Origin of the sequence: Ensifer sp. (assembly GCF_031989085.1) — a bacterium.
Classification (GTDB): Bacteria; Pseudomonadota; Alphaproteobacteria; order Rhizobiales; family Rhizobiaceae; genus Ensifer.
In genome coordinates, this window is the sequence record NZ_DALZXU010000001.1 from 1,596,997 (window position 1) to 1,620,221 (window position 23,225).

Here is a 23,225-nt window from a genome sequence, read left to right on the forward strand (position 1 = left end):
ATATAGGATTGCCGCTTTTTTCGGCACATAACGTTCTGGTTGCCGACAGGCGCCGTTGGTTGCATCATGGACGGCGATCGTCCTTATGGAGAAGTGCCGTTTGATGAGCGAGATCGAAGCACGGCCTTCGACGGAGGACGCGGTTCGTGTCGCTGCCATATTACCCGCTTCGGTTTTGGCCGACGATGTCCGTGCAACGCCCGGGAATACGCGCCGCAGCACCATTTTGCCTTTCCTGAAGTCTTTGCACGCCGCCACACGCAGGCGCTTTCGGCCCGCGGTTATTGCCCGATCTTTTCGGGCCGCCGTCGAGGAAGAGACGGCGTTCGGCCATGGATTGGTGCTCGCTCCGGTGTTCTTGTCCGCCGGCGTGCTGACCTGGCTGTCGTTGCCTTATGACGTCGGAATCGACAAACTTGCACTGCTGCTTTGCATTTTCGGAATAGCCGCGGCGCTGTCGAGCGTCCGGGCGCGAACCTTACGCGCGCCGATGATTGCCGCCTCGCTGTTTATTGCCGGGATGATGCTCGTGGCGATCGAAACAGCGCGTGTCGACACCATTGTGCTCGATGGACCGGTAACCACGACCGTGCGCGGCACGGTCCTTTCACGCGAGAAGAACGACCGCCAGCACTGGCGCTACGGCATCCTCGTCGAGCAGACTGCCGAGCCGAGATTGCGACGGGCGCCGCGCAAGGTGATGGTCCTGTCGCGCAGCCCACATGCGCCGCTCGCAATCGGCGCCGCGATCGAGGGTAGGGCGCGCATTTCGCCGCCGTCCGGCCCGGCGCTACCGGGTCTCAATGACTTCGCATTCGATTCCTTCTATCGGCAGATCGGCGCGGTTGGCTATTTCTATGGCGCGCCCGACAGCGCGCCCGTCAACCCTGCGGCGGCGGATGACCGCTCGCTTTGGGCCGAGGTCGCGGAACGATTAGCTGCAACGCGCGAGCATGTGGGCGAACGGATCCGCACGGTGATCGGCGGCGACACCGGCGCGCTCGCCGCAGCTCTGGTGACGGCGGAAGAGAGAGCCATCGGTCGCGACACGGTCGAAATGCTGCGGCAGTCGGGCCTGGCGCATGTGTTGGCGATTTCCGGCCTCAACATGGTGCTGGCGGCAGGCACATTCCTGATCGGTGCGCGAACCATCTTGAGCGCGGTGCCAGGATTGGCGCAGCGCGTCGCGGTCAAGAAGATAGCCGCGGCCGGCGCGCTGGCGATGGTTTTTCTCTACATTCTGATTTCCGGTGGCGCCGTGTCTGCCGTGCGGGCGTGGATCATGATTTCGATCATGCTGGTGGCAGTGTTTTTCGATCGTATGTCGATCAGCCTGCGCAACATCGCCCTGGCGGCCATCGTCATCATCGTGGTGACGCCGTCGGCGGTTGCCGGCCCGGGGTTTCAGATGTCGTTCGCCGCGACCGTGGCGCTGGTTGCCGGCTATGCGCGCTGGCGTGAGCGGACAGCAGCGAATGGGCCGGCAGTCGACGGACGATCGTGGGGCAGGCGGCTCGTGACTGGCTTTATCGTCGGCGTGGTCGCGACCTCGCTGATCGGCGGCCTGGCGACATCAGTCTATTCTGCCGCCTATTTCCATCGTCTGCCGGCCTACGGGTTGCTGGCCAATATTCTGGCGGCGCCACTGATCAGCATCGTGATCATGCCTTTCGGCCTGTTTTCGATGATGCTGATGCCTTTGGGTCTGGAACAATACCCGCTCGCCGTCATGGCATGGGGGCTGGACGGCATGCTGGTGATCGCGCGCTTCGTGACTTCACTGGACGGCGAGGTCTTGACCGGTCGTATCGCCCCTGCAGCGTTCCTGCTCATAGCCTTTGGCGGGATCATCCTCTGCGTCTTGCGGACCTGGCTGGCGGCATTTGGTGGCGTGGTCCTGCTCTCGGGCGTGTTCTGCCTGGTGTTTGCGGACAGGCAACAGCTGTCCATCGTCGTGTCCGAAGATGGACGGCTGGTCGGTCTTGTCACCAACGCAGCCATCGCGACGAACAGGGCGCGCCCCTCCGATTTTCTCTTCTCGCAATGGCAGCGCGCTCTGGCGATTGAAGGTCACGTCGCTCCGGTCGCACCGGCGACGCCGCTTGCCGACGACCTTTATCTTGAGCCGGAGAGCGGATCGGGCAAGACGCCATTGAAGATCGTCGACGCGCAAAAGGCCGCCGCCATCCGAAAGGATATCGTCGCGGCGCTTGCGGGCTCTGCGCCCGATGTCTTTTCCTGTCGCGACAAGCAATGGTGCGTCGCCCGAAGCGGTGTCGGCTGGACCGTTGCCTTCGTCGAGAATCCGGCCCTGTTCGAGGTCCTTTGCGACCAGGCCGACCTGATGATCGTGCCGGGGAGCTTTAACGGGAGGACCTGCCCGTCCGGGCAGGCGCGGATCGTGAGCGGGGGCGGGTTGCGGCTGACCGGCGCGATCGAGATTTTTGCGGAGCCGGTTGCGGGTCAGAAGCGAGCGAGGATGCGGTTCGAGCCGTCGTTCGCCTCGCTTGCACGCCCCTGGGAGCGACACCGCGCCTATGACTGGCGAACCGGGCGCTTTCTCGACGGCCCGGCGGCGACTGGCCTTCAGGACTGATTTTCTGGCGTGAAATTATTCTTGATTTATATACTCCACAAATCCTTGTCTTTCGGTCATAGTTTGTCGTAAAGAGCGGCCGATACACGTTGAGGTGGCTCGGATTTCAGCTGCCTGTGATTTTTGTGACGACGAAACGCACCCGGACGCGAGGACAAGATGCCTAACCGAACCCGATCGAAGCTGAATTTATTGGCGGCAGCGACTTTGGTGCTGGCATGTGGTGTTTCCTCGACGTCTGCTTTCGGCCAGGCCACCTCGACCGAGACGGCGACACCCGTTATCGACCAGCCCCAGAACGCCGCACCCGCAGCAACACCACCGGCGAGCGCTGTTGAAGGTGAGCAGCCCGCCACGTCGCAGCCTTCGGTCGCTCAGCCGCTTGTTCAAGCGCAGCCAGTGGCGAGTGGAGTTACGGTTCCCGGTGCAGAGCCTGGTGCACAGACGCCGTCCGCATCCACCGAGACACCTGCTGCTGTCGAGACGCCTGCAGCCGAAGCCGTCGAAGCGCCGCTGGAACTGTCGGCCAACCCGGTCCTGCCACACGATCTCTCGCCGATGGGCATGTTCCTGGCCGCAGACATGGTGGTCAAGGCGGTGATGATCGGACTGGCGCTTGCGTCGGTCATCACCTGGGCGATCTTCGTGGTCAAGACATTGGAGCTCTTTGCGGCAAAAGCCCGCCTTGGGCGCGCCGTGCGCCAGCTTTCGGCTGCAAACGGGCTGAGCGAACTCAAGTCCACTTTCGACGGCAAGTCGGGGCCCGCGGCCGAAATGGTTGCGGCGGCCATCGATGAAATGGTGCGCTCGGAGGCCGTGCTCGATCACGCCCCGGCCGCGGGTCTCAAGGAGCGTGTCGCATCGCTGCTGACGCGCATCGAGGTTCGCGCCGGCAAGCGCATGACCAGCGGCACGGGCATCCTCGCTTCGATCGGCTCTGTCGGCCCGTTTGTCGGCCTGTTCGGGACTGTCTGGGGCATCATGAATTCGTTTATCGGCATCAGCAAGGCGCAGACGACCAACCTCGCCATCGTTGCGCCGGGTATCGCCGAAGCGCTGCTCGCCACCGCGATCGGTCTCGTCGCCGCCATTCCGGCTGTCATCATCTACAACTATTTTGCCCGCTCGGTCGGTGGCTACAAGGTGGTTCTTGCCGATGCTGCCGCGGCGGTGGAGCGTCTTGTCAGCCGTGATCTCGATCATCGTCTCGTGCGCAAGGCGCAGCCGCGCCGTCAGGAAGGCTTTGCCCATCCTGCTGAAGCGTCCATCGCAAGGATCGGGTGAGGCATGGCCGGTAAAGTTAGCGACAGCGGCGGCGATCTCGACGAAAACAGCGAGATCAACGTAACCCCTTTCATCGATGTCATGCTTGTCTTGCTGATCATCTTCATGGTCGCCGCGCCGCTGGCGACGGTGGACATGAAGGTCGACCTGCCGCAATCGGTCTCGAAGCCGACGCCGCGTGACGACAAGCCTGTCTTCGTGACGCTGAATGCCGACCTCGGTCTGGCGATCGGCAACGAGGAAACGGCCCGCGAAGAATTCGCAGCCGAGCTGCAACGCCTGACGGATGGCAACACCGAGACCCGCGTCTTGCTGCGCGCCGACAAGGCGGTCGACTACGGTGAACTGATGACAGTGATGAACCTCATCCAGAACGCCGGCTATACCAAGATCGCCCTCGTCGGGCTGGAGGGCGCGCCTGGCCGCTGAGCCGGGCGTTTGCTCGCCTGCCGGCAGGCGAGCATGCCTGCTGCGCCGAACCGGCGACGCAATCGCCGGTTCCGCCTTTTCCTCCCCCCTTTTTCCGCTGCAAGATGTCGCTGTCGCTTGAAACCGGCGGGGCGGCGATTTATGAGCTTATGCAAAGGTTGCGCACTGGCAGCCAAAAGGCGATTGCGTGGTTTTCGGAGATACCGGCCGCGCTCATCCGGATACGAGGGCAGTATGATGAATTTCGAAGCGGCGCGCACCAAGATGGTGGACAACCAGATCCGGACCACGGATGTCACGTCCCACGCCGTCCTGTCCGCTTTCCTTTCCGTGCCGCGCGAAGAGTTCGTGCCTGCCCGGATGCGGGAGCTTGCCTATATCGATGCCGACATCGAGCTTGACGGTACGAAGGGCGCCGGTCCGCGCTACCTGATGGAACCGTCGCCGCTCGCCAAGCTGCTGCAACTCGCCGAAATCTCGAAATCGGACGTCGTGCTGGAGATCGGTTGTGGTGCCGGCTATGCCTCCGCACTGCTTTCGCTGATTGCCGGCTCTGTCGTGGCACTCGAGAGCGATGAAGCGCTTGCTGCAACGGCCACCGAAACTCTGGCGCGTCTGGGATATGACAATGTTGCGGTCGTCACCGGCGATCTTGGCAAGGGCTACGCTGCCGAGGCGCCTTACGACGTCATCTTCATTTCCGGTTCGGTCGAGGTTCTTCCTTCGGCCCTGTTTGAGCAGCTGCGCGACGGCGGCCGTCTGATTGCCGTCGAAGGCTTCGGTAATGCTTCGCGTGCTAAGCTGTACGTGCATGAGAATGGGAAGACGTCCGAAAGGGCTGATTTCAACACTGCGGTCAAGCCGCTGCCCGGCTTCCGCCGCGAGGCGACTTTTGTTTTTTGAGGTGCCACTTATTGAGGTATCTCAACATTTAATTGTGCTGCTAAAATAGCAATGTTGCCAATTGGCAACGAACCACCTGTTTCTTTTTGAAATGATCGTGCGCAGTATCGGTGTACAGTTGTGATCGGGCCGATTCCGGGTTTCAAAGAGTGCTGAGGTAGTGATTTGCTCACCGGTGGGCGGTGTGGGCGCTTCATCGCCGAATTTAGGGCGGCTCGATTTCGATCCCGGAATGGTGCCGCAGGAAATGGTGGGCTGGCTTTGCCGCCCCGATCGGAGAGGGAAGTATGGTGTCGATTGTCCGCAAAGCAGCCTTTTGGGCTGCGATCTCGACGAGTGTACTGCTTGCACCGCAGGCCGTGCTGGCGGAGACGATCTTCGGCGCAATGGCCAATGCCTATGCAAATAATCCGGATTTGAACGCTGCGCGCGCTGGCCTTCGGGCGACCGACGAAGGTGTTCCGATTGCAAAGTCCGGATTTCGCCCGCAGGTTTCAGCATTTGCAAACGGAACGCTTACAAACACGGACAACGCGGTCGTCGGAACCCGTGACTTTCACCAGGGACAGATCGGGGTCTCCATAACCCAGATGGTGTTCGACGGCTTCCAGACGCTGAACAATGTTCGCGCTGCCGAATCGAATGTGTTTGCCAACCGCGAATCGCTGCGGGCAAACGAGATCCAGATTCTGCTGGCCGCGGCCACGTCCTACGCCAATATCGCGCGCGACCAGCAGATCGTTACGATCCGCCGGCAGAACATCGCCTTCCTCAAGGAACAGCTGAACGCGTCCCAGGCCCGTCTTGACGTGGGTGAAGGCACACGTACCGACGTCAGCCTTGCCGAGGCATCGCTTGCCAACGCCCAGTCGTTGCTGATCAGCGCCATCGCCCAGCTGAAGCAGAGCGAGGCAGTTTACGTCCAGATCGTCGGCGTTGCGCCGAAGGGGATCAAGCAGCCGGCTCCGGCATCCAAGGGGCTTCCGCGCTCGCTCGATCAGGCGGTTGCCCTAGGTTTGCGTCAGCACCCGACCATTCTTGCCGCGCAGTATAACGTCGACACGGCCGGCTACCAGGTGAAGTCGGCTGAAGGCACGATGTTGCCGGGCGTTTCGCTTCAGGGTCAGGTCGGACGCACAACCGGTAACGCGGGCGACGGCATCGACAGCGATGCGGCCAGCATCACCGCGCGCTTGACCGTTCCGATCTATCAGGGCGGCGCAGAATACGGCCAGATCCGTCGCGCCAAGGAAACCCTGGGCCAGCAGCGCATCCTCGTCGATTCGCAGCGCGCCGCGGTCCAGCAGAACGTCGTGACCGCCTACGCCCAGATGGAAGCGGCAATCGCACGTATCGGCGCGAACAAGACGCAGATCTCGGCTGCCAACATGGCGCTCGCTGGCGTCATCGAAGAGCGCAAGGTCGGCCAGCGCACCACCCTCGACGTTCTCGATTCGCAGCAGACCGTGCTGAATGCGCAGGAGCAGCTTGCCATCGCCCAGCGTGACGCGGTCGTCGCAAGTTACGGCTTGCTCGCCACAACCGCTGTTCTCGGCGTCAAAAGCCAGGGCTTGCAGGTTGCCGAGTACCGTGCCGAAGAGCACTATGAAGCCGTCAAGGACAAGTGGTTCGGACTTCGAACCGTCGACGGACGCTGATCAAAGAAAACGCCTCGGGAAACCGGGGCGTTTCTGCTTCTGCCGGCCAAAACAAATCTGTGCAACAATCCAAGTGTCTGATTCGCGGCGTATGTTTCGTGCGCGAACTCACTTAAGGTTTGTCTGCAATCGGCACATGCGTCGTTTCGGGACACATGCTCGGCCGCGTCAAACGGGGATAGAAATGGCACAGCTCAATGTCGCGCGCGAACCTTCGATGGATGAGATTCTCGCATCCATTCGCAAGATCATCGAGAGCAACGAGCCGGGGCAGGTCGATTTCTCGGCGCACGACCACTACGATAACGACAGTTCCGATGAGATCGAACTGACGATCGACAGCGAAATCGAGGCTGCCGCGTTCGGCCGGCGGGATGAGGCAGTCGAGGCGCCGAAGCCCGCGACGCCATCGCCGGAGATCGAAGTGGCCGTCATCCCGTCCGAGCCGCCGGCAAATATGGCGCAGCCGCCGCTGTCGCTCGCCGATGTTGCCGCCCGTGTCAGGGCCGCTTCCGAGCGCCACACGATGACCTATTCGGCCAAGGACGTGGTCAGCGATGCGCCGGTGCGCAGCGTGCAGGACAGCCCGGTGATCACCTCGCGCATGGCGGCCGTCTCCGCACCGCCGGCGCCGGCCGATCGCCTCGCAGTCGGCCTCGTCCAGGCGCCGGTCAATCACGGTGTGGCAACCGAAGTCGAGCGGGTAAACGCAAGCGAGCCCGTAAGCGTCGCCGTCTCCGTCGGGGCGGTGGCTGTGATTGCCGAAGAACCGGTTGCCGAGAAGGCTGCGCCCGCCATCGTCTCGCCCGAAGTTGGTCGCCAGGTCGCGCAGTCCTTCGACAGTCTTGCCCAGGCGGTCGATCTCAGCACGCGGCGGTCGTTCGACGAAATTGCTGAGGAGATGCTGCGCCCGATGCTGCAAGAGTGGTTGGACGACAACCTGCCGACCTTGGTCGAGCGGCTCGTGCGCGAGGAAATCGAACGCGTCGCGCGCGGCCCCCGACGCTAGGATCTGAACCGTTTCGATACGGGAGGCCGCGGAACCGTCGCGGCCTTTTTGCGTTCGTGTTGACTTGCACCGGTCCTTCCGGTTTACAAGACACAGACATCAATCTCCAAAATTGGCTTCAAAATGCTTGATAAGACCTACGATTCTGCAACCGTCGACCCGCGTATCGCCAAGAAGTGGGACGAAGAAAACGCGTTTCGTGCAGGTGCGGGAGCAAAGCCCGGTGCCGACAGCTTCTGTATCGTGATCCCGCCGCCGAACGTGACGGGCTCGCTGCACATGGGCCATGCGCTGAACAACACGCTGCAGGACGTGCTGGTGCGGTTCGAGCGCATGCGCGGCAAGGACGTGCTGTGGCAGCCCGGCATGGATCATGCCGGCATCGCCACGCAGATGGTGGTCGAGCGCAAGCTGATGGAGCAGCAGCAGCACCGCCGCCAGATGGGCCGTGAAGCCTTCATCGAAAAGGTCTGGGAGTGGAAGGCCGAATCCGGCGGGTTGATCTTCAACCAGCTGAAGCGGCTCGGCGCCTCCTGTGACTGGTCGCGCGAGCGCTTCACCATGGACGATGGCCTGTCGGAGGCTGTCCTTGAAGTGTTTGTTTCCCTCTACAAGGAGGGCCTGATCTACAAGGACAAGCGTCTGGTCAATTGGGATCCGAAGCTGCTGACAGCGATTTCCGATCTCGAGGTCGAGCAGCACGAGATCAACGGAAACCTGTGGTACCTGCGCTATCCGCTGGAACCGGGCGTCACCTATCAGCATCCTGTCGCCTTCGACGAGGACGGTAAGGCGACGGAGTGGGAAACGCGCAACTATCTGGTCGTTGCCACCACGCGCCCGGAGACGATGCTTGGTGACAGCGGCATCGCGGTCAACCCGGAAGACGAGCGCTACAAGCCGCTGATCGGCAAGCACGTCATTCTGCCGATCGTCGGTCGCCGCATCCCGGTCGTCGGCGACGACTATGCCGATCCGACCGCCGGAACGGGCGCCGTCAAGATTACGCCGGCCCACGACTTCAACGACTTCGACGTCGGCAAGCGCGCGGGCCTTGCCGCCATCAACATCCTGACGATCGAAGGCCGCATTACCATCAAGGACAACGAGGAGTTCCTCGAGGGCCTCAGCGATCCTGCCGCCCTTCATGGCGCCTGGGACGAGCTTGAGGGCAAGGATCGCTTCGAGGCGCGCAAGATCATCGTGAGGATCTTCGAGGAAGCCGGCCTGCTCGACAAGATCGAGCCGCACAAGCACATGGTCCCGCATGGCGATCGTGGCGGCGTGCCGATTGAACCGCGCCTGACGGAGCAATGGTACGTCGATGCGAAGACGCTGGCCAAGCCCGCGATCGCGTCGGTCAAGGAAGGCCGCACCAACTTCGTTCCGAAGAACTGGGAAAAGACCTATTACGAGTGGATGGAGAACATCCAGCCGTGGTGCGTCTCGCGCCAGCTGTGGTGGGGGCATCAGATCCCGGCCTGGTATGGTCCCGATGGCCAGGTCTTCGTAGAGAAGACCGAGGAAGAGGCGTTGCACGCCGCGATCCAGCATTATCTCGCGCACGAAGGCCCGATGAAGGCCTATGTCGAGGACCTGCTTGAAAACTTCAAGCCGGGCGAGATCCTGACCCGCGACGAGGACGTGCTCGACACCTGGTTCTCCTCGGCCCTCTGGCCGTTCTCGACGCTCGGCTGGCCGAACGAGACCCCGGAACTCGAAAAATACTACCAGACCGATGTCCTGGTGACCGGCTTCGATATCATCTTCTTCTGGGTCGCCCGGATGATGATGATGGGCTTGCACTTCATGAAGGATGCCGACGGCACGCCGGTCGAGCCGTTCCATACCGTTTACGTCCATGCGCTCGTTCGCGACAAGAACGGCCAGAAGATGTCGAAGTCGAAGGGCAACGTCATCGACCCGCTGGAGCTGATGGACGAATACGGCGCTGACGCCCTGCGCTTCACGCTGGCGATCATGGCTGCCCAGGGGCGCGACGTGAAGCTCGACACGGCCCGCATTGCCGGTTACCGCAATTTCGGCACCAAGCTCTGGAACGCAACGCGCTTCGCCCAGATGAATGGCGTCACCAATAGCGATGGCTTCATTCCCGAGGCGTCGTCGCTGACGATCAATCGCTGGATCCTGACCGAGCTGTCGCGCACGATCCGCGACGTGACCGAGGCACTGGAAGGCTTCCGCTTCAACGAGGCTGCCGGCAGTCTTTATCGCTTCGTCTGGAACCAGTTCTGCGACTGGTATCTCGAGCTGCTGAAGCCTGTCTTCGGCGGTGAGGACGAGGCGGCGAAACGCGAATCCCAGGCCTGCGTGGCCTATGTCCTGGACGAGATCTACAAGCTGCTGCATCCGTTCATGCCGTTCATGACCGAGGAGCTCTGGGATCAGACGGCAGGCGAGGGACGCGAGCGCGCTGGCCTTCTCTGCCACGCGGAATGGCCGTCTGCTTCCTATGCGGACGATGGCGCGGCCGACGAGATCAACTGGTTGATCGATCTGGTCTCGGGCATCCGTTCCGTCCGCTCCGAAATGAACGTCCCGCCGGCAGCGACCGCGCCGCTCATCGTCGTTGCAGCGAACGCGCTGACGCGCGAGCGGCTTGAGCGCCACGCCTCGGCAATCGGTCGCCTGGCGCGCGTCGAGCATATCGATCATGCGGCGGTGGCGCCGCGCGGTAGCGCCCAGCTCGTCGTTGCTGAAGCCACATTCTGCTTGCCGCTCGGCAACCTGATCGACCTTACGGCCGAGAAGGCGCGTCTGGAAAAGGCGATCTCGAAGGTCGATGTCGAGCGGGAGCGTATTCTCGGCAAGCTCGCCAACGAGAAGTTCATCGCAAACGCAAAGCCCGAACTGGTCGAGGCCGAGCGCGAGCGCCTGGCCGAGTTGGATGTGCAAAAGGGCTCGCTCGGTGTCGCCCTGGCGCGTGTCGCAGAAGCCGGCTGAGCCCGCGCAACGCGCTTGTTTACCTATCGTCCGCGGCGGAAACGCCGCGGATTTTTCCTTTTTGGGAATGCGCTTTGCCTTGCCGCGAAGCCGATTCGCGCCTTGCCGTCGGCGGCTTTCTGTCGCGCCTGCTAGGCTCGCGCCGTTGTGCTTTCAAACCCCCAAATGCGGTTTTTGGTGCAAAAAGGAATGTTGTTGTCGTTGGGTAACACTTTCGGATTAGGTTGGGATCTCATCCTAACATTAGCGGAAAAATCTATGATTGGCGCAAAATCGTTCCAGATTATCCGCATTGTGTCCAAATGATGAGAAACTTACGTAAATTTTGCGGCGCCGGTGTGCGCGGCCTCCCCAGAATGCGCCATTTGAGATTTCACACGATCGTGAGAATACTTTGGCCACGGGCGACGTGAGGTGGATTGTCGCAGATTGAAATGCAGGGGGAGGAGCTTGATGGCTCATGAGAATTTGAAGCGGGGCGTCCTGACATTGGCGGCCGGAATTCTGGTTGCATCGGCGGCGCACGCTGGCGGTCTCGAACGCGGCGGTTACAATATCGACCTGCTGTTCGATCCGTCCGACTACGCTGTCGAGGCGACGACGACCTATGTCAATCCGCAGCGCGAATTGAAGAACGTCAGAGATACGGATACCACATCGGCTGTTCCGTTGCCCGGAACGACCCCCGGCCTAACGGGCGGCGGCAATCTCAATTCCAGGCCGAACTCTGTCGGTGAAACCGAGAGCTATTGGGTGCCGCGCGTCGGCATCAAGGCACGCTTCGGCGATGACATCGACTGTATGGCTGATTACTCGCAGCCCTGGGGCGCGCACACGAAGCCGGGCCTCAACTGGGCCGGCGCAAACAGCAACATCGAGACGAAGGTCAAGAGCGACAATTACGCGGCGACCTGCTCCTACAAATTCGACATGGGCCAGGGTCAGTTTCGTCTGATTGGCGGCGTGTTCTACCAGGAAGTGGGTGGCTTCAAGGAACGGCTCGTTCAGGACTTTACCGGCTCTGGCGTACCGTTCAGCGGTATCGGCCGACTGGACCTTCAGGGCGACGGTTGGGGATGGCGCGCTGGCGTCGGCTACGAAATTCCCGAATATGCCGTGCGCGCGAGCCTCGTCTACAACAGCGCCGTGGATCTCGACAATCTTGCCGGTACGATCGACCTGCGCAATGCGCGTGGTCCGGCACCAGTGAATTTCTACGGCGTGACCGGTTTCGCTTCGATGCCCGATTCGCTGGAGCTCAAGGTTCAATCCGGTATCGCGCCCGGCTGGGTGGCATTCGGTTCGGTGAAGTGGACCGATTGGAGCCAGTTGCAGGTTCTCAAGTTCTGCCCGTCATCCGGCGGTACGGTTGCGCAGCCTTGCACGTCGCTTGACCTGCTCTATCGCGATGGCTGGACGATCTCGGGTGGCGTCGGCCACAAGTTCAACGACCAGTGGAGCGGCGCCGTCAGCCTTACCTGGGATCGCGGAACGAGCCATGGCTATGGCACGCAGTCCGATACCTGGTCGCTGGGAACTGGCGTTGCCTATGCCCCGACCAAGAACGTCGAGTTCCGTCTGGCGGGCGCCGTCGGCATCCTGACGAGCGGTAGCTCCGGTCCGGTCAACTTCGGTGGCCAGGTTATCGGCGGCGATGTTTCTTACGATTATGGCAATGATTTCTTCGGTGCCATCTCGACTGCAGTCAAGATAAAGTTCTGATCTTTCATCGATCAGGAAGCTGAAGGCCCGGTTCAACCCGGGCCTTTCTTTTGTCCTGTCGACATCTGTTGGTGGTTGTTTCGATGCGCGCCAATGTGACGATTCAGCAACACATTTCATGCTAGAGTTTGCTAGGGTTGGACTCGAGGCGAGTATGTCCATTTCCCGCCACAAACAGGGAGCAGCGATGTTGGGGACGAACATGCAACTTGATGATCGAGCCTGCAATGTTCGTTTCGAAACGAAGTCATGTGTCGCCGACAGCGTATTGCCGCACTTCTGCGAAAATAGGTCTGTATGGCTACACGGAATGGAGTTTCATCCTGGACTTGGTGAGCCGATTTTCTCGGCGGTTTCGGTGGACAATTGAATGGCGAAGGGCTGTTCAGGCGTTTGTGTTTGCAGCGGTGATGAGTTCGGCGTGGCCGGCTGGAACGGAAGAATTAGACTGTGATGCTTGCGGGTGAACTGAAGTCTCTGAAGGTTGCGATGCTCGGCGTGTCGCTGGTGTTCGGCGGTGCGACGGCCGATCCGGCGCGTGCCTTTGATCCGGGCACCGGCGTCAGCAAGGAATCCGGTCCGTTCGCCCTGTTCAAATTCGGCTTCTCCGCCTACAAGAGCGGCCGCAAGGACGAGGCGGTCGAAGCCTATCGCTACGCCGCCGAAAAGGGACATACCGGCTCCCGCTGGGCCCTGGCCAACATGTATGCCTATGGCGATGGCGTCGCCGAGAACGACCTCGAAGCCTTCAAGATTTACAGCGAGATCGCCCAGCAGGGTGTCGAGCCCGGCTCGGAAGACACGGGCTACTTCGTCAACGCGCTCATCTCGCTTGCCGGCTACTATCGCCGCGGTATTCCCGACAGCCCGGTCAAATCGGACATGTCGCAGGCACGCCAGCTCTATTTCCAAGCGGCCTCGACCTTTGGCGTATCCGAGGCACAGTTTCAGTTGGCGCGCATGCTGCTTTCGGGTGAGGGCGGCAACGTCAACGTTCAGCAGGCGAAGAAGTGGTTGAACCGCGCCCGCAAGAATGGTCATGCCGGCGCCATGGGCGTTTTCGGCAACGTCATTTTCCAGGAAGGCCAGACCATCCGCGGCCTCGCCTATATGACGGCGGCCCTCGACCAGTGTTTGCCCAAGGATCGTCCGTGGCTGCAGTCGATGCAGGAACAGGCATTCTCGCTTGCCACGGAAGACGATCGCCGCAAGGCCATCACCCTGTCGCAGAACATGCACGCGCAGGGCGACGACGACTAACGCACATGCGGGAACGGCGCAAAGCGGTTCCTCCCAGGCTTGCGTGGAACGAACGCGATTGCGTGTCCCTGTCGTTCCTTTGAATCCCAAAATGCCGACGCCCTGCTGTGGTCGCGCAAACAATTCGTCTCTCGCTATCCGTCACACCGTCTTTGCGGAAAATAACCACGTGCGTTTCCGGACTGCGCTCTGACCGCTGCCCGGGCGCTGGGTCCGCTTCAAAGCGGACGTTCGAAGTTGAAATAGCCAGCGACCGGTACGTGGTCGGACGGTTTTTCCCAGGCGCGCACATGTTTTTCAATCGAGGTCGAAACCAGCCGGTCCGCGGCTTCTGGCGAAAGCATCAGGTGATCGATGCGTATGCCGAAATTCTTCGGCCAGCATCCGGCCTGATAATCCCAGAATGAATAGAGCGGGACCTCGTCCGTCGTCGAGCGGACTGCGTCGGTCAGACCGAGATTGCGCAACTGGCGGAAGGCGCGACGGGTCTCGGGAAGAAACAGCGCATCGTTCTGCCACACCTTGACGTCCCAGCAATCGTGCGCCTCGGGGATGACATTGTAGTCGCCGGCAAGGATCAACGGCTCCTCAAGGTCCAGCCGCCGTTTTGCGTAGGCTGAGAGGCGTTCCATCCAGCGCAGCTTGTAGGGATACTTCTCGCTGTCGACCGGATTGCCGTTGGGCAGATAAAGCGAGCAGACTCGGATGACGCCACCGGAAACGGAGAACACGCCCTCTATGAAGCGTGCCTGTTCGTCCGCGTCGTCGCCGGGCAAGCCGCGATTGACTTCATCCGGTTTAAGCTTCGACAGCAGTGCAACGCCGTTGAAGCCTTTCTGGCCGTGCGTTTCGACGTGATAGCCGAGGGCCTCGATTTCCAGGCGCGGAAAGTTTTCGTCGACGGATTTGATCTCCTGCAGGCAGGCGATGTCCGGGTTCGATTCCTGCAACCACGACAGCAGGCTGTCGATGCGCGCCTTGACGCCATTGATGTTCCAGGTGGCAATCTTCATGGCTCGAAAAGCCCTTCCATCTCAGTGAATCCGCTCGGACCATTTCTTCTACCGGCTTCGGATTCTTTTGACAAATCCGCGACCTGCGGAGATTTGATCGAGACGTGGCCGGCACAGCCATGACGGGCGGTTCTTTTACCGTGGCGGCTGCGTGCGCGCGCTGGTTGCGAATTGATTCCACCCCGGTGCAGGCTATAGTCCGGCACATGATCGACCTCATCCAGAACTACTGGCCGCATTTTCTCGTCTTCCTGTCTTTTGTCCTCGGCGTGCCGGCGGCGATCCATGCTGCCATGACCAAGGACGATGTTCGTGCCGCTGCGGGCTGGGTGGGCGTCGTGCTTCTGTCGCCCATCGTTGGAGCGCTCGTCTACGCCATTGCCGGCATCAACCGCATCCGACGTTCCTCCATCGGCATGCAACGTTCGCTGCTGCCTGGCCGCGGTCCCGATCAGTTCGGACGCTTCGATGTGTCCGATGGGGAGATCGGCACCCGCTTTGGTCAGCGATTCGCGTCGATGAAGATCCTCGGTGATCGTGTTTCGCGGCACGCGATGTCCACAGGCAACGGCATAACGATGCTGGAGGGCGGAGATGCCGCCTATGCCGCAATGCTGCATGAGATCGCCAATGCCCGCCGCAGTATCCTGCTCGAGAGCTACATTTTTGATCGGGATGCGCTCGGCCTGCGCTTCGCCGACGCGCTGATCGCGGCGCGCGGGCGAGGGGTCGAGGTGCGGGTGCTGATCGATGCGGTCGGGGCACGCTACTCGGTGCCGAGCATCGTCGGCCACCTGAAGGCTGCAGGTGTGCCGACGGCCGTCTTCAACGGCAACATCATCATGGGGCTCAGATTGCCCTACGCCAACCTGCGCACGCACCGCAAGATCCTGGTGGTCGACGGCAGCGTCGCCTTTGCCGGCGGCATGAACATCCGCGCCGGGTTCACCACCGAAATCGCCGGCGCCGAGGCGTCCTCCGACACGCATTTCCGTATTGTCGGCCCGGTCGTTGCCGATGTGTTCCAGGTTTCGGCCGAAGACTGGCAGTTTTCGACGGGTGAACGCCTGTCGGATAAGACGTGGGCGATCGAGCCGATTGCACGGCCATCCAAAGCTGCGGGTATGCTGATCCGCGCGGTGCCCTCGGGTCCGGACAAGACCAACGAAACCAACCACAAGATGCTGATGGGTGCATTCTCGGTCGCGCGCAAGAACATCCGGCTGATGTCGCCGTATTTTCTGCCGGACCGTGAGTTGATCAGCGCGCTTGTCACGGCCGCGCGCCGAGGCGTCGAGGTTGATATCGTCGTGCCCGCGGTCAACAATCTGCTGCTGGTCGATCGTGCGATGACGGCGCAGTTCGATCAGGTGCTGAAGGGGCATTGCCGGGTCTGGCGCGCCAAGGGCGCCTTCAACCACTCGAAACTGCTCGCCGTCGACGAACGTTGGGCATATGTCGGATCGACGAACATCGACCCGCGATCGTTGCGTCTCAACTTCGAGTTCGATCTCGAGGTGCTTGACGATGTCTTCGCGCGCGGCGTCAGCAACCGTATCGCGGCGATCGTTGCCGAAGCGCGCGAGGTGACGCTGAAGGATTTGAATGCACAACCGCTGGCCGCAAGGCTAATGAACCGCCTGCTCTGGCTCGGCTCACCTTACCTCTAGGTCGCCCGGCGGGCCGAGCGTGCCGTCTGGTCACATCGAAAAACTCGTTCCGCATCCGCAGCTTGCGACGGCGTTCGGATTCTTTATCTGAAAGGACTGGCCGAGCAGGTTGTCGATGAAGTCGATCTCAGAGCCACCCATATAGACGAGCGAGAGGCTGTCGATCAGGACCTTGGCATTGTCCTTCTCCAGCACGAGGTCGTCGTCATTGGCGTCGTCGACCAGATCGAATTTATAGGAAAAGCCTGAACAGCCGCCACCCTCGACGGAAACGCGCATGGCATTCTTGTGCCCGTCAGAGCGCAGGATCGTGGCGATCCGCCTGGCCGCCGCGTCGGAAAGGGTCACTGTTTCCTGTGTCATATTTGCCTCCTGCCGGGGTCAAGAACCGGAGAGATTCGTCTTCTTTGCGGATCCGCAACGGCCTGGTGGTGACATGTCTTTCAACGATGAGCGCCAAACCATTGCTTTGACTTCAGGAATCGGTCGATGCTTGCTGACCGCTTTCCCGTAGCTTTCACTATAGGTATGAAGGCTTGAATGTCCCGTCAATGGGACGACCCATGCAGGTGTGCGATGACGTTGGACAAAAATGCGCTCGGCTTCGGTTACGGTGAACATGCGCTGTTCGCGTCGAACCCCTGGGCGACGCGCGGCAGGCTCTACCCGGAAGCGACAAGCCCGACGCGATCCGACTTTCAACGCGACCGCGACCGGATCGTGCACACGACGGCTTTTCGCCGGCTGAAACACAAGACCCAGGTCTTCATCGCTGCCGACGGCGATCATTACCGTACCCGGCTGACGCATACGATCGAGGTGGCGCAGATTGCCCGTGCTCTGGCGAGAGCGCTGAAGCTCGACGAGGACCTTGCCGAAGGCGTAGCGCTCGTGCACGATTTCGGCCACACGCCGTTCGGGCATACGGGCGAGGACGCGCTGCACGATATGCTCAAGCCCTATGGCGGCTTCGACCACAATGCACAGTCGCTGCGCATCGTCACCAAGCTCGAGCGGCGCTATGCCGAGTTCGATGGGCTCAACCTGACGTGGGAGAGCCTGGAGGGACTGGTCAAGCACAACGGACCGCTTCTGACGCCCGACGGGCAGGGTACGCACGGTCCGGTGCCGCAACCCATCCTCGATTATTGCGCCATTCACGACCTCGAGCTCGCAAGCTTTGCGAGCCTGGAGGCGCAGGTTGCCGCGATTGCCGACGACATTGCCTATAACACACACGATATCGACGATGGCCTGAGGTCGGGATTCCTGACCTTCGAGATGCTGGAAGATGTGCCGTTCCTCGCCCGCCTGATGCGCGAGGTCAGCGATCGTTATCCGGGGCTTGAGGCAAGCCGCTTCACCCACGAGATCATGCGACGCCAGATCACGGCGATGGTCGAGGATGTGATCGCGGTCGCACAGGCGCGCCTCGCCGATATCAGGCCGGAAAGCGCGATGGATGTCAGGCACGCCGGCAAGGTCATCGCGACGTTTTCGCACGAGATGAGCGAGACCGACCGCCAGATCAAACGACTGCTGATGACGCGGATCTATCGCCATCCGGAAGTCATGCGGGTGCGCGAAGGTGCCGCGTCGATCGTCTGTGATCTCTACCGGGCCTTCATGGCCGACCCGTTGCTGATGCGCGAGCACTACTGGATCGACCAGATCCCCGGGATGGCAGAGCCGGCCCGGGCGCGCCATGTGGGCGATTATCTGGCAGGCATGACGGATACCTTTGCCGTCAGTGTTCACCGGCGTTTGTTTGACCATACGCCCGATTTGCGGTAGGGACGCCGCGCCCGGAGGCTTTTGGTTCAAACGAGCCGAGCCTCCTTTTGAGTTTTGCACCGACCATATTTTGTCGGGAAAAGCGGACGGAACAGATGAATCTCTTCACGGACTTCGAAGCAAGAATTAAGGACATTCTCGAAACGATTGATAGCGTTCGAGAAAAGCGATCCGAGCTTGACTTCAGCCGTATCAATGTCGAGCCGCCACGCGATCCCAGCCACGGCGATGTCGCGACCAATGCCGCGATGGTGCTCGCCAAGCCGCTGGGCATGAACCCGCGCGCGCTCGCCGATCTGATCGTCGATAAGCTGAGGCAGGACCCTGAAGTCACGGATGTTTCCGTGGCCGGACCCGGCTTCATCAATGTGCGGCTTTCGGTTTCCTATTGGCAAAAGCTTCTGACCGCGATGGTTCGCGCCGGCACGGACTACGGCCGCAGCACGACCGGTGCTGGTCGCAAGGTCAATGTCGAATACGTGTCGGCCAACCCGACCGGCCCGATGCATGTCGGCCATTGCCGCGGCGCCGTCGTCGGTGACGCGCTCGCGAACTTGCTGAGCTTCGCCGGCTACGATGTGACCAAGGAATACTACATCAACGACGCCGGTTCGCAGATCGATGTGCTGGCTCGGTCGGTCTTCCTTCGCTACCGCCAGGCGCTCGGCGAGGAGATCGGCGAAATCCCTTCGGGCCTATATCCCGGTGATTATCTCGTACCCGTTGGCGAAGCGCTCGCCGACGAGTTCGGCACGAGCCTGCGGTTGATGCCCGACGACAAGTGGATGCCGCTCGTCAAGGAACGCACCATCGACGCGATGATGGTGATGATCCGCGAGGATCTTGCCGCGCTCAACGTTACCCATGACGTCTTCTTCTCGGAGCGGACCCTGCACGCCAATGGCGCCGCCCAGATCCGAACCGCCATCAACGACCTTACGTTCAAGGGGCATGTCTACAAGGGCACGTTGCCGCCGCCGAAGGGACAGTTGCCGGAGGATTGGGAAGATCGCGAGCAGACGCTTTTCCGTTCGACGGAAGTCGGCGACGATATCGATCGGCCTTTGATCAAGTCGGATGGAAGCTATACCTACTTTGCCGCCGACGTTGCTTACTTCAAGGACAAGTTCGACCGCGGCTTCCATGAGATGATCTACGTGCTCGGCGCCGATCATGGCGGTTACGTCAAGCGCCTGGAAGCCCTGGCACGGGCCGTGTCCGGAGGCGCATCGAAGCTCACCGTGCTGCTTTGCCAGCTCGTCAAGCTCTACCGTGACGGTGAGCCGGTGAAGATGTCCAAGCGCTCGGGCGATTTCGTGACGCTGCGCGAGGTCGTCGACGAAGTCGGAAGCGACTCGGTCCGCTTCATGATGATTTATCGGAAGAGCTCGGAGCCGTTGGACTTCGATTTCGCCAAGGTGACAGAACAGTCCAAGGATAACCCGGTCTTCTACGTGCAATACGCGCATGCGCGTTGCAGCTCGGTATTCCGCCAGGCTGCCGATGCGTTCCCGGATCTTGATCTGTCTACGGTCGATCTTGCCGGTGCCATCAATGGCGCGATCGTTGATCCGGCAGAGCTGCAACTGGTCGCCAAGCTTGCAGAATATCCGCGTGTCGTCGAGGCAGCTGCGCTGGCGCAGGAGCCGCATCGCATCGCGTTTTACCTGTACGATCTGGCTGCTGCCTTCCATGGACACTGGAACAAAGGTAAAGAGAATCCGGAATTACGTTTTGTTAACGATAAAAATAGAGAATTAAGTACTGCCAGACTCGGGCTGGTGCATGCTGTCGCTTCCGTACTGAAGTCGGGCCTGTCCATTACAGGCACCTCCGCACCGGAAGAAATGCGATAAGTATTGTCACCATTTTCCCACAATGCACTGGCAAGTGAATGCAGGCAATTGTGAGTGGAGAGCATGGCAGACAAACAATTCGCACGAAGCGGGCCGGCTGAATTCGATGTATTGGCAGACGATGATCCGTTGGCCGAACTCGCCCGGATCGTCGGCTACGATGCACGGCCGGCTGTCCAGCAGTTGCAGGAATTGCAACGCCACCAGGAAGCCGTCCGTCAGGATCCGGCCTTCGACCTCGAGGAAGAGCTTCTTCGCGAGTTCGATACCTACGACGCGCCGCGCGCGGTCGATGTTCAGCCAGACAACCGTCCGGCTGAACAGGCTGTTGCGCCGGCAGAAGAAGTAGCGACGCAGCTCGAGCCCGTGCCCGAGTTTGCGCCGGTCGAGTTCGCCGTAGCCGAATCGGCGCCGGTAGAAGACTTGCCGGCGATCGAACCGGCATATGAGCCAATCGAGCAGGCATGGCCTGAGGCGGCTGCCGACGAGGTTGATCGCCACCACGCCGAAGTCGCCGCGGTTTCGGAGATCGCTTCTTTTGAAGCCGATTTCGGTCCCGCCGCCGATGTCGCTGCCCAGGATTTTGCGTCTCACGAGGTCGAGCCGTCGTTCGACCTCGAGCGTGAACTCGAGCTGTCGCTCGGTGATGTCGACCTGTCGCCAACCGCCGAGATTTCGCTGGCTGAACCGCAAAGCGTGGCACACGAAGAGTGGCATGCCCCGGTCGCCGACATTGCGTTCGACGTTCCAGAGTTTGCAGGCGAAGGCGCCGCGCAACAGGCAGCATTGCCGGTTGAGCCCGTTTTCCATGCGGCCCCGGTTGCCGAAGCCAGCAACGCCTACGCGTCGCATGATGCTTATGCCTATGAGCCGGCGGTGATCGAAGCGGCCGCACCTGTTGCGATGGAGCCGGCGACCGACAACGGCGTCGATCAGCTTCTGGCCGATATCGAGCGGTATCCGGTGCCTGCTGCGACCGGGCTGGTCGCTGCAGCGGTGCATGCCCATCCGGCCGTTCATGCGCGGGTCGAACCCGTTGCGGCACCTGTCGCTCCGGTCAGGAAGAGCCCTTATCCGTTCACGCCGACGTTCAGCCGGGCAACCCCTGTGGCGTCAGCCTCGGGCGTCGGCCAGCAACGCGCCTTCGCCGGGCCGATCGTTTCGTCGCTCCCTGCAGCCGCGGCACCCGCCGTTGCAGTTGCAGCGCCGGCAGTGGTCCCCGTAGCCGAGCCTGCTCGCGCAGCGATCGAACCGGAGAACGAGCCAAGCTTTGACATCGAGAACTTCGAAATGGAGCTCTCCGATGTGGCGATGGAGCTGGAGCTTCCGGATTTCGATGCGTCTGAAGATATGGCCGCTGCCGTGCAGCAGCCGGCCTTGCCCGTCGCCGAGCCGGCGCCGGTCCCGATGCAGCGGGAAGAACCCTATCATGCGCCACAGGTCGCAGCGGCGCCCATCGAATTCGATGAGCCGCCTGTCGAAAGCGCATTGCCTTTCGACCCCTCGATGATCGCCGAAGCCGATACCGGGGTAGCACCGATCGCCGATATGGATGTGCCGCAACTGCCGGTTATCGAAACGGAAAAGCCGGCTGCCTATCCTGCCGACTATGATCTTGATATCGACGCGGAAATGGCTCAGCTCTTCGGCACGCCGGCACCGATCACCCGGGAAACGCAAGCTCGCCCGGGCGAGTCCCGCGAAGCGGCACGCGCTGCGGCGCCGGCCGCGAAGCCTGCCATGTCGCACGGCGCCGCGCCGATGGATGATTTCGACGAGTTCGAAAAGGCGATGGAAGAAGATTTCCGCCGTTCGATGGTCGAGCGCCAGAATGCGCCGCGGGAAGCTGAGCGCGTCCAGCCCATGTCGGGCCAGGCCGATGCCAACGGCTACAACGAGTACGGCTCCGGCCGTCGCTCGCAGCGTGGGATGCTGCTGGCCGCCAGCGTTGCCGGCGTCATCATTCTCGGTGGAGCGGGCGTTTATGCCTGGATGGGTGGCAGCGATGCCGCATCGTCCGCCGAAGGGCCGAAGATCATTCTCGCCGACAAGTCGCCGGTGAAGGTCGTGCCCGAAGAAAAGGGCGGCAAGACCGTGCCGAACCAGGACAAGGCGGTCTATGACCGGGTCGCGGGTGCTCAGGGCACCGGTCCCCGTCAGGAGGCACTGGTCTCGTCGACCGAGGAACCGATGGACGTCGTGCAGCGCACGCTGACACCGGAGAACCTGCCGAACGATAGCAGCGATGAGGTCGAACTGGGTGCAGCGTCGCCTGCCGCTGACGATGAAGTCGCTCGCCTTCTACCGGATGACGGCGCTACCGCGCCGGCGGAAGAAGACAAGGCCCCCGCAGTGGCGCCGCGAAAAGTTCGCACGATGATCGTCAAGCCGGACGGCACGCTTGTCGCCCGCGAAGAGCCGGTCGCCGCACCTGCGACTGAAGTTGCCGGCAATGCGCAATCGGTTCCGGCAACGGCAGCTGGTCAAGCGGCTTCGTCGGGCATCGAGGGACAGGCAACGGCCACCGGCGCCGGCTCCGACCTGCGCGCCGCAGGCGAGGCGACGGCGAGCGCAGACCAGGTTGCGCTTGCTGCTGCAAGCAATGCCACCGTCAACTCGGCTGGCCAGCAAGCGCCGCTGCCGCAGACCCGTCCGGCGGCCGAACAACCGACCACCGTTGCTGCAGCCGCCACCGCGCGTCCGGCGGAAGCGCAAGCTGCCGCGAGCGCCGCTGCGGACACTCAGCAGGTTTCGACTGCTTCGGTGCCGGCAGGTTCCTACTTCATCCAGGTGGCGTCGTTGCCGTCCGAGGCTGAGGCGCAGAAGTCCTACAACAGCCTGTCGAACAAGTTCGGCAGCGTCATCGGTGGTCGCGGCGTCGATATCCGCAAGGCGGAGATCGCCGGCAAGGGTACCTACTATCGCGTCCGCATCCCGGCGGGCTCGCGCGAAGAGGCCAATGCCCTTTGCTCGCGCTACAAGGGTGCCGGCGGCAGCTGCCTCGTGACCAAGTAGTCAGGCGGCGACAGTCATACAAAAAGGGCGCGGCAGAAATGCCGCGCCCTTT

Annotated in this window: 16 protein-coding genes; 13 read left to right on the forward strand and 3 right to left on the reverse strand. The window is 61.6% G+C overall.

Features of this window, described 5'->3' with window-relative positions:
* Nucleotides 1-103: 103 nt before the first annotated feature.
* The 9 genes from RTP54_RS07810 (at nucleotide 104) to exoR (ending at nucleotide 13,825) form a co-directional block, all read left to right on the forward strand.
* Nucleotides 104-2,596 carry a ComEC/Rec2 family competence protein gene (locus RTP54_RS07810; protein WP_312363202.1) on the forward strand — a complete coding sequence of 831 codons (2,493 nt, stop codon included), beginning with the start codon at nucleotides 104-106 and terminating at the stop codon, nucleotides 2,594-2,596.
* A 159-nt stretch (nucleotides 2,597-2,755) separates the two neighbouring features.
* Nucleotides 2,756-3,880: a tonB-system energizer ExbB gene (exbB, locus tag RTP54_RS07815; RefSeq protein ID WP_312361855.1), complete on the forward strand. Its 1,125-nt coding sequence runs from the start codon at nucleotides 2,756-2,758 to the stop codon at nucleotides 3,878-3,880.
* Nucleotides 3,881-3,883: 3 nt separating this feature from the next.
* Entirely contained in the window at nucleotides 3,884-4,309 is a 426-nt protein-coding gene (exbD, locus tag RTP54_RS07820) for a TonB system transport protein ExbD (protein ID WP_312361856.1), read from the forward strand.
* Nucleotides 4,310-4,546: 237 nt separating this feature from the next.
* Nucleotides 4,547-5,212 carry a protein-L-isoaspartate O-methyltransferase gene (locus tag RTP54_RS07825; RefSeq protein WP_312363203.1) on the forward strand — a complete coding sequence of 222 codons (666 nt, stop codon included), beginning with the start codon at nucleotides 4,547-4,549 and terminating at the stop codon, nucleotides 5,210-5,212.
* 287 nt (nucleotides 5,213-5,499) lie between these two features.
* Complete coding sequence (locus tag RTP54_RS07830) at nucleotides 5,500-6,870, forward strand: TolC family outer membrane protein (RefSeq protein WP_112809764.1); 1,371 nt, start codon at nucleotides 5,500-5,502, stop codon at nucleotides 6,868-6,870.
* A 184-nt stretch (nucleotides 6,871-7,054) separates the two neighbouring features.
* On the forward strand, nucleotides 7,055-7,879 hold the full coding sequence (locus RTP54_RS07835; protein WP_112816681.1) for a PopZ family protein: 825 nt from the start codon (nucleotides 7,055-7,057) through the stop codon (nucleotides 7,877-7,879).
* 123 nt (nucleotides 7,880-8,002) lie between these two features.
* A complete protein-coding gene (locus RTP54_RS07840; protein ID WP_112816680.1) occupies nucleotides 8,003-10,843 on the forward strand; it encodes a valine--tRNA ligase in 2,841 nt (946 codons plus the stop codon).
* A 453-nt stretch (nucleotides 10,844-11,296) separates the two neighbouring features.
* Entirely contained in the window at nucleotides 11,297-12,565 is a 1,269-nt protein-coding gene (locus RTP54_RS07845; protein ID WP_112809761.1) for an OmpP1/FadL family transporter, read from the forward strand.
* 453 nt (nucleotides 12,566-13,018) lie between these two features.
* Nucleotides 13,019-13,825, forward strand: coding sequence for an exopolysaccharide production regulator ExoR (gene exoR / locus RTP54_RS07850; protein ID WP_112809760.1), 807 nt, complete (start codon nucleotides 13,019-13,021; stop codon nucleotides 13,823-13,825).
* Between the two features lie 218 nt (nucleotides 13,826-14,043).
* Here the strand turns inward: exoR and xth are convergent, their stop codons facing one another.
* Nucleotides 14,044-14,838: an exodeoxyribonuclease III gene (xth, locus tag RTP54_RS07855; protein WP_112809759.1), complete on the reverse strand. Its 795-nt coding sequence runs from the start codon at nucleotides 14,836-14,838 to the stop codon at nucleotides 14,044-14,046.
* Nucleotides 14,839-15,044: 206 nt separating this feature from the next.
* Here xth and RTP54_RS07860 point away from each other — a divergent pair, with 206 nt between their 5' ends.
* Nucleotides 15,045-16,508 (forward strand): phospholipase D-like domain-containing protein, encoded by a 1,464-nt coding sequence (locus tag RTP54_RS07860; protein WP_312361860.1) that lies wholly within the window; start codon nucleotides 15,045-15,047, stop codon nucleotides 16,506-16,508.
* A 30-nt stretch (nucleotides 16,509-16,538) separates the two neighbouring features.
* On the opposite strand, the gene erpA is transcribed toward RTP54_RS07860, so the two are convergent.
* Nucleotides 16,539-16,871 carry an iron-sulfur cluster insertion protein ErpA gene (gene erpA, locus RTP54_RS07865; protein WP_312361861.1) on the reverse strand — a complete coding sequence of 111 codons (333 nt, stop codon included), beginning with the start codon at nucleotides 16,869-16,871 and terminating at the stop codon, nucleotides 16,539-16,541.
* Between the two features lie 213 nt (nucleotides 16,872-17,084).
* Between erpA and RTP54_RS07870 the strand changes: the two genes are divergently transcribed.
* On the forward strand, nucleotides 17,085-18,302 hold the full coding sequence (locus tag RTP54_RS07870; protein WP_312361863.1) for a deoxyguanosinetriphosphate triphosphohydrolase: 1,218 nt from the start codon (nucleotides 17,085-17,087) through the stop codon (nucleotides 18,300-18,302).
* A 95-nt stretch (nucleotides 18,303-18,397) separates the two neighbouring features.
* A complete protein-coding gene (gene argS, locus RTP54_RS07875) occupies nucleotides 18,398-20,158 on the forward strand; it encodes an arginine--tRNA ligase (RefSeq protein WP_112816677.1) in 1,761 nt (586 codons plus the stop codon).
* A 6-nt stretch (nucleotides 20,159-20,164) separates the two neighbouring features.
* On the opposite strand, the gene RTP54_RS07880 is transcribed toward argS, so the two are convergent.
* Nucleotides 20,165-20,968, reverse strand: a complete 804-nt coding sequence (locus RTP54_RS07880) for a hypothetical protein (protein WP_312361864.1) — start codon at nucleotides 20,966-20,968, stop codon at nucleotides 20,165-20,167.
* Here RTP54_RS07880 and RTP54_RS07885 point away from each other — a divergent pair.
* Nucleotides 20,945-23,173, forward strand: a complete 2,229-nt coding sequence (locus tag RTP54_RS07885; protein WP_312361865.1) for an SPOR domain-containing protein — start codon at nucleotides 20,945-20,947, stop codon at nucleotides 23,171-23,173. The two genes, RTP54_RS07880 and RTP54_RS07885, sit on opposite strands and share 24 nt — an antisense overlap.
* Nucleotides 23,174-23,225 lie beyond the last annotated feature (52 nt).